The 7,421-nt window shown below is 69.5% G+C and carries 8 protein-coding genes and 1 pseudogene; 6 read left to right on the top strand and 3 right to left on the bottom strand.

From position 1 onward, the window contains the following. Positions 1-374, top strand: a pseudogene (locus JMF90_RS15970) (glutathione S-transferase); the annotation flags it as partial. Positions 375-443: 69 nt separating this feature from the next. Here JMF90_RS15970 and JMF90_RS15965 read toward each other — a convergent pair. Beyond that, positions 444-1,727, bottom strand: coding sequence for an MFS transporter (locus JMF90_RS15965; protein WP_077177881.1), 1,284 nt, complete (start codon positions 1,725-1,727; stop codon positions 444-446). Between the two features lie 106 nt (positions 1,728-1,833). Between JMF90_RS15965 and JMF90_RS15960 the strand changes: the two genes are divergently transcribed. The 3 genes from JMF90_RS15960 to JMF90_RS15950 all read left to right on the top strand — a co-directional run bounded on the left by JMF90_RS15960 (position 1,834) and on the right by JMF90_RS15950 (position 3,596). Then, positions 1,834-2,883 (top strand): LysR substrate-binding domain-containing protein, encoded by a 1,050-nt coding sequence (locus tag JMF90_RS15960; RefSeq protein ID WP_077280817.1) that lies wholly within the window; start codon positions 1,834-1,836, stop codon positions 2,881-2,883. Positions 2,884-2,976: 93 nt separating this feature from the next. Then, positions 2,977-3,216, top strand: a complete 240-nt coding sequence (locus JMF90_RS15955) for a type II toxin-antitoxin system Phd/YefM family antitoxin (RefSeq protein WP_077179876.1) — start codon at positions 2,977-2,979, stop codon at positions 3,214-3,216. Next, a complete protein-coding gene (locus JMF90_RS15950) occupies positions 3,216-3,596 on the top strand; it encodes a type II toxin-antitoxin system VapC family toxin (protein WP_027811667.1) in 381 nt (126 codons plus the stop codon). The genes JMF90_RS15955 and JMF90_RS15950 overlap by 1 nt, the downstream gene beginning before the upstream one ends. Before the next feature lie 21 nt (positions 3,597-3,617). Here JMF90_RS15950 and dapA read toward each other — a convergent pair whose 3' ends face one another. Continuing rightward, positions 3,618-4,511, bottom strand: coding sequence for a 4-hydroxy-tetrahydrodipicolinate synthase (gene dapA / locus JMF90_RS15945; protein ID WP_054928110.1), 894 nt, complete (start codon positions 4,509-4,511; stop codon positions 3,618-3,620). A gap of 452 nt (positions 4,512-4,963) precedes the next feature. On the opposite strand from dapA, the gene JMF90_RS15940 reads away from it, so the two are divergent. Both JMF90_RS15940 and JMF90_RS15935 read left to right on the top strand, forming a co-directional pair. Next, positions 4,964-5,983, top strand: coding sequence for a sulfate ABC transporter substrate-binding protein (locus JMF90_RS15940; RefSeq protein WP_077179877.1), 1,020 nt, complete (start codon positions 4,964-4,966; stop codon positions 5,981-5,983). 165 nt (positions 5,984-6,148) lie between these two features. Then, positions 6,149-7,117 carry an ion channel gene (locus JMF90_RS15935; protein WP_011546349.1) on the top strand — a complete coding sequence of 323 codons (969 nt, stop codon included), beginning with the start codon at positions 6,149-6,151 and terminating at the stop codon, positions 7,115-7,117. 32 nt (positions 7,118-7,149) lie between these two features. Here the strand turns inward: JMF90_RS15935 and JMF90_RS15930 are convergent. Then, positions 7,150-7,421, bottom strand: a 272-nt coding sequence (locus JMF90_RS15930; protein WP_236597986.1) for a glutathione binding-like protein, incomplete at its 5' end; no start/stop codon positions are given.

Genomic DNA, 7,421 nt, shown 5'->3' with positions numbered 1-7,421 from the left:
ACGATCCGCTGCGCGAGGCGCGGTGCCACGAATGGCTCGCCTGGCTGGTCGGCTGGGTGCATGGCGTCGGCTACGGTGCGCTGTGGCGGCCGGGCCGCTTCATCGACGATCCGGCGCTGCACGGCGCGGTGAGCGCGCATGGGCGCGGCACGATCGACGCCGCGAACGCGTCGATCGAAGCCCTGCTGGCCGACGGCCGCACGTGGGCCGAGCCGGGCGCGCATTCGATCGTCGATCCGTTCCTGCTCGTGCTGTATCGCTGGGGCGTCGCGATCGGGCTCGACATGACCCGGCATCCCGCATGGACCGCTCATGCACAGCGCGAGGCCGAACGGCCGGCCGCGCGGCGCGCGCTGGCGCGCGAGGCGGCCTGACGAGGGGGAGCGGGCGTCGCGGGTCTTTGCTGCGACGCCCGCGTCGCCCGAGTGAAACGGGCGGGGCGGCTATTTCGCCGCGAACAGCGGGTAGGTCGCGCCCGCGACCAGCGCCGCCGCGAGCCACACCACGCTCCACGAACTCGCGGCGAGCAGCGGCGGAATCGCGAGCGGCGTCGCGAACAGCCCGAGGTAGACGACCGTGTTCGCCATCCCGAGCGCGGTGCCCGCGTGGTTCGCGCCGGCGAGCGTCGCGAGCTCCGTGTACGCGACGCCGTGCCACGCCGACACACAGATGCCGGCGAACACGAGAATCGCGACGATCGCGGCGAGCGGCACATGCGGGCTGCCGGCCGTCGCCGCCGCGAGCAGCGTGAACGACCCGGCCGCGACGAACACGGAGCCGCGCAGGTACGCGCGCCGGTTGCCGTGCCGGTCGGTGTGGCGGCCGCTCCAGACGCGCATCACCATCGCGCCGAGCTGCAGCGCGACCATCGCCGCGCTGATGCCGGCGAGGCCGAGCCGGCCGAAGTCGTGCAGGAACACCGTCGCGAACGTGAGTACCGCGAACTGCGGCGCGCACAACAGGCCGATGCCGAGCACGATCCGCCACACCGGGCGGCTCGCCAGCGGATTGCGCGTGGGGCTGGCGGCCTGCGGCCGTTGGGCCGCGCGAGGCGTGGAGACGTGTGGGGCGAGGTGCGCCGCGGCCGGCTCGGCGGGCGGCTCGTGCAGCCAGCGCCACGTGAGCGCGGCCGATCCCGCGCACAGCAGCATCAGCGCACCGAACACCGCGGCGAAGCCGGCATGCGACGCGAGCGACGGCAGCAGCGCCGCGCCGAGGCCGCCGCCGAGCGGCACGGCCGTCTGGCGGATGCTCATCGCGAGCCCGCGTTCGCGCTCGCCGAACCAGCGCATCACCGCGCGCCCGCTCGAGCCGTTCACGCTGCCGCCGAGCAGGCCGACGCAGCACATCGCCGCGACGACGCGCATCAGCGGCGGCACCGCGTGCGCGGTCGGGACGATCGTGCACACCATCAGCGCGAGCATCGCGGCCGTCGCGACGAGCCCGGTCAGCAGTACACGGCGGTCGCCGAAGCGGTCGGCGGCGATTCCCCACGGCAGCTCGGACAGCGCGACGCCGAAGCCGAGCGCGCCGAGCACGAGGCCGAGCGCGCCGTTGTCGAGGTGATAGGCCGAGCGCATCCACACGGCCGTGGTCGGAATACCGGCCGCGGCGGCCGAAAAGCTCAGGTTCGCGGCGACGCCGGCCGCCAGCACGCGCCAGCGATGGGCGGGCCCGCGCACGTCGCGGGCAGGCGAGGAGGGAGAAGCGATGCACGACGTATCCATGACGACAGGCCCGGTTCGAAGTTGACGTCCACAGTCTGGCGGCCTACATTCATCCTGAAAATCGGAAAGTTTTTGATGAATCGTTCGATAAATCAGGATGATTGAGATGTCCGGACAAGACATTCCGCGCGACGGCGGCGAGCCGCTCGCGGGGGCCGATGCCACGCTGGCGCGTCCCAACTTCGACGTCGCGGCGCTGCGCAGCCTCGTCGCGGGCGTGGATCTCGGCAGTTTCGCGAAGGCGGCCGACCGTGTCGCGCGCTCGTCGTCGGCGGTGAGCGCGCAGATTCGCAAGCTCGAGGAGCAGGCCGGCACGCCGCTGTTCGTGAAAGCCGGGCGCGGGCTCGCGCTGACCGACGCCGGCGACGCGATGCTGCGCTACGCGCGGCGGATGATCGAGCTGAACGACGAGGCGGCCGCGGCCGTGCGCGGCGTGAAGCTCGACGGCTGGGTCCGGGTCGGGCTGCAGGAGGATTTCGGCGAGGCGATCCTCCCGGACGTGCTCGGGCGGTTCGCGCGCGCCCATCCGAAGGTGAAGATCGAGGCGCGCGTCGCGCGCAACGCCGATCTGCTCGACCGGCTCGATGCGAACCAGCTCGATCTGGCGCTCGTGTGGGGCGATCCGGCGTCGGCGGCGCTCGTGTCGCGGGCGGGCATCGACAGCGAAGCGATCGCGCACGTGCCGATGCAATGGATCGGTGCGGTGGCAGGCGGGGGTGTCGGGATGATGGACGGCGGCGGGGATGCGGGTGGGGAGGGCGGTGTGCGTGGTGAGGGCGAGGGCAGTCGTGCCGTGCGTGCGACGGACGAGCCGTTGCCGCTCGTGGTGTTCGACCGGCCGTGCCGGTTCTTCGGCGCGGCGACCGATGCGCTCGACCGTGCGGGCGTGCCGTGGCGCGTCGCGTTCACGACGCCGAGCCTAGCCGGCTTATGGGCGGCCGCGGCGGCCGGTCTCGGGCTGACGGTGCGCTCGCATTACGGGCTGCCCGCGTCGGTGCGCGTGCTCGATGCGGCGTCGTGCGGGCTGCCGGCGCTGCCGAGCCTGCCGCTGATCCTGCTGCGGCGCACGTCGTCGGCGACGCCGACGGTCGATCGGCTCGCGCGGATCGTGACGCAGGCGGTGGGGGAGGCGACGGAGGGAGCGCTTGCGGCGTGATTCCGGACGCGACGACCAGCCAGTGTCCGAGCGGCTGGACGTTCGGCCTATTGGAGCAATGACGCGAATGTCGTAACAATGGTGGGTCACTCAATGGAGCTCATCATGCAAGTTGCCACTGTTCCCGAAGCCACGCTCGATCTGCAGCGGCTTCTCGATGCCGCGATTGCCGGCGAACGTGTCGTGATCACGCAGGCCGGCAAGCAGGCGGTCCGGCTCGTGCCGCTCAGGCCGATTCATCCGTACGGGGCCATGGAGGGCGAGATATGGATAGCCGACGACTTCGATGCACCGCTTCCCGACGATTTGTTGGACGCGTTCGAAGGCAAGTAATGCGACTGCTGTTCGATACGCATATCTTTCTCTGGATGGTTGCGAATAATCCGAAGCTGAGTGTTCGCGCGCGCAGGTTGATTGATTCCGCAGACGAAGTGTTCATCAGCAGCGCGAGTATCTGGGAAGTGGCCATCAAAGCCAGCAAGGGGAAGCTGGACGTCGATGTGGATCGGCTGGTCGACAAGCTCAAGATGAGTCAATACCGGGAACTGCCCGTTCGGGCCGCACACGGTGCGGCCGTTCGTCATCTTCCCCATCACCACGGCGACCCGTTCGACCGATTGCTGGTCGCGCAGGCCTCGTACGAGCCGATGGTGCTCATCACCGCCGACGGCCACCTTGCGCAGTATGGTGCGTCAAGAATCTTGACGGTCTGAAACAGTTTCGGGATCGAGTCCCTACGCTGTAGCAGCCGCCGACGCGGACGCTTCGAGCTCCGCACGGAGCTTGTCCAACCGCTCCCGCAACCCCTCGCTCGCCGGCACGAACGGCAGCCGCAACCCGTCCTCGCACCACCCCTGCGCGGCGAGCACGGCCTTCACCGGCGCCGGGTTGGGTTCTGCGAACAGCGCTGCGACGAGCGGCTGCAGCGCGACCGACAGGCGCCGCGCATCGGCGAGCCGCCCGTCGCGCAGTAGCGCATGGATGCGCACATGCCATTCGGGCAGCACGTGGGCGCTGCTCGCGATCGCGCCGTGCGCCCCCGCGCACATCGCCGCGAAATTCTGGTTGTCGTCGCCGGACAGGATCGCGAGCGGCGTGTCGTGCACGAGCCGGCTCATCCGGTCGAGCGTACCGCCGCATTCCTTGATGCCGGCGACGCGCGAGTCGCACGCGAGCGCCTGCAGCGTGTCCAGTTCGACGTTCACGCCGGTGCGGTACGGGATGTTATAGACGAGCACCGGCAGGTCGGCCGCGTCGACGATCGCTTCGACATGGCGGCGGATGCCGTCCTGCGTCGGCCGTACGTAGACGGGCGGCGTGACGAGCAGCCCGTCGGGGCGCAGCGCCGCGAGTTCGCGCGCGCGGGCGGCCGCGAAGTGCGTCGCGCTCGCGGTCAGCCCGACGACGATCGGCAGCGCGGGCGCCGCATCGCGCAGCGTCGCGAACACCGCGTCCTGTTCGCGCGCGTCGAGCAGCACGCCTTCACCGGTCGTCGCCCCCGCGACGAAGCCTGCGATGCCCGCGGCCACATAGTGGCGTGCGAGCCGCGCGAGCGCTGCATGGTCGACCTCGCCATGATGAAACGGCGTGATGATCGGCAGCCAGATACCTTCGAAACGTGTGTTCATGCAAAGCCTCATGGTGGAAACGGAGTGAGAAGGAACCGTTCCGCCGGCGGTGTGCCGGAGCGAGGCGTGCGTGCAAGGAGAAAGAAACGACCTGCGGGCATCCCGTCCGGCATTCGCCTGACGGGACGCGACGTCCCCGTCAGTCGAGGAGTCGTTTTTTCAGTTTCAGCCCGGCCGCGCGCGCACCTGCCGCGACGGCGGCGAGGATCGAGGGCGAGCGCAGGGTAGCGGACATGGATGAACCGTGAGTGGGCTGAGCGGCGATCTTAACACCGGGGCGGCGGCGCGCGCGAGCCCCCGGCCGCCGTTTAGCAGAATTCGAGATTTGCTTTCCACGACTGATTGGAAGGCGCGCCGCGGCCGGCCGCTAGAATGCCCGCTTACGTTTCGATGACAGCGCGTACGCGTGCGGTCACGCACATTCACCACCACTGGAAACGGGGCATATCACGATGGCAAGCATCAAGGGGATCGGCCGCTGGCTGCACACGGGTGCGGCGGCGGCGCTGGTCGTGGCGGCGACGGCCGCGCACGCGGACACGTCGATCCTGAACGTGTCGTACGACGTGACGCGCGAGCTGTACAAGGACATCAACACGAGCTTTGCCGCCGCCTACAAGCAAAAGACCGGCGAGACGGTCACGATCAAGCAGTCGCACGGTGCATCGAGCGCGCAGGCGCTGTCGGTGCTGCAGGGGTTGCAGGCCGACGTCGTGACGATGAACCAGCCGAACGACATCGACCTGCTCGCCGAGCGCGGGCAGCTTCTGCCCAAGGACTGGCGCGCGCGCTTCCCGGACAACAGCTCGCCGTACTCGACGACGATGGTGTTCCTCGTGCGCAAGGGCAACCCGAAGGCGATCAAGGACTGGAGCGATCTCGCGAAGCCGGGCGTCCAGGTGATCATCGCGAACCCGAAGACGTCGGGCAACGGCCGCTATGCGTATCTCGCCGCATGGGGCTTCCAGAAGCAGAAGGGCGCGACCGACCAGCAGGCCCTCGACTTCGAGAAGGCGATCTTCCGCAACGTGCCGGTGCTCGATTCGGGCGGCCGCGGCGCGACGACGACGTTCACGCAGCGCGGCATCGGCGACGTGCTCGTCACGTTCGAGAACGAAGTCGCGCTGATGGACACGGGCGCGTCGGGTGCGCAGTTCGACGCCGTGTATCCGTCGGCGAGCATCCTCGCGGAGCCGCCCGTCGCCGTCGTCGACAAGGTGGTCGACAAGAAGGGCACGCGCAAGGTCGCGCAGGCGTATCTCGACTACCTGTACACGCCGGAAGCGCAGGAGATCATCGCGCAGCACCATCTGCGCCCGCGCGACGCAGCCGTGCTGAAGAAGCATGCGGCCGAGTTCAAGGCGCTGAAGACGTTCAGCGTCGAGCAGGTCTTCGGCAGCTGGGCGAACGCGCAGAAGACCCATTTCGTCGACGGCGGTACGTTCGACCAGGTGATCGTCGACCGGAAGTGAGCGCGGCGCGCGCGACGCGCGGGTTCGCATGACGACGCAGCCGGCCGCTCGTGCGGCCGGCTTTTTTTACGCCTGCGCGGCGCGTTGCCGTTCCAAACCGGCCCGCATTCCCGCCCGCCGCCGCGCGTGCTACGCTCATCGCCTCCCTGCAACCGGCGCCGCGCGATGAACGTCGATTCGTCCTCCCCAGCCTCCCGCGGCCGTGGCCGCAAGATCTGGTCGGGCACCCGCCCGGTGATCGCGTACGGGATGCCGCCGCTCGGCTGGCGCGACTTCTACCATCGCGCGCTGACGGTCAGCTGGCCCGTGTTCTTCCTGTCGCTCGCGGTGCTGTTCCTGCTGCTCAACGGCGGCTTCGCGACGCTTTACCTGCTTGGCCATGCGCCGATCGCGAACCAGTCGCCGGCCGGCTTCGGCGGCGCGTTCTTCTTCAGCGTCGAGACGCTTGCGACCGTCGGCTACGGCGACATGCATCCGCAGACGGTCTATGCGCACCTCGTCGCGACGTTGGAGATCTTCGTCGGGATGTCGGGCATCGCACTGGCCACGGGGCTCGTGTTCGCGCGGTTTTCGCGGCCGCAGGCGAAGATCCTGTTCGCGCGCTACGCGATCGTGCGGCCGCTGAACGGCCGGATGACGCTGATGGTGCGCGCCGCGAATGCCCGCCAGAACGTGATTGCCGAGGCGCAGGCGAAACTGCGGCTGATGCGCGTCGAAGGCACGCACGAGGGCTACTCGCTGCGCAAGATTCACGACCTGCCGCTCGTGCGCAACGAGCATCCGATCTTCCTGCTCGGCTGGAACCTGATGCACGTGATCGACGAGTCGAGCGCGCTGTTCGGCGAGACGCCCGAGTCGCTCGCCGCGCGCGAAGCGTCGCTGCTGATCACGATCGAGGGCTCGGACGAGACCACCGCGCAGGTCATGCAGGCGCGTCATGAGTGGGCGCATGACGCGATCCGCTGGGGCCACCGCTATGTCGACCTGATGCACGACGAGGACGGCATCACGCACATCGATTACACGCATTTTCATGAAGTCGTGCCGATCGACGTCGATACCGACGAGCGCGGTTCGCCGGGCGTGGTGATCGACGCGGGCGCGTCGGCGCCGGGGCCGGCCGCGCAGGCGTGATCAAGGGCGGCGGGGCGCCGCCCCGTCGCGCGTCATGCGTGCAGCAGACGCGCCGCTTCGCGCTGTTCGATCGCGACCGCGCGGCGGAACGCGTCGCGGTCCTCGGCGCGTGCGACGTAGTCGCCGAGCACGCCTTCGTGCGGCAGCAGATGCGCGTCGAACGCGATCTTCAGCGTGCTGGCGAGCAGCAGGTCGGCCGCGGTGAAGCGTTCGCCGACGAGCCAGCGGCTGTGGGCGAGCGCTTGTGCGAGGGCGCGCTGCACGCGCGTGATATTGCCCCAGCCGAATGCGACCGGGTTGCCCG

The organism is Burkholderia sp. E168m23 (genome assembly GCF_016586125.1).
Lineage (GTDB): Bacteria > Pseudomonadota > Gammaproteobacteria > Burkholderiales > Burkholderiaceae > Burkholderia > Burkholderia orbicola.
Note: the sequence above shows the minus strand (reverse complement) of the source record. Positions and strands in the feature narration are given on the sequence as shown.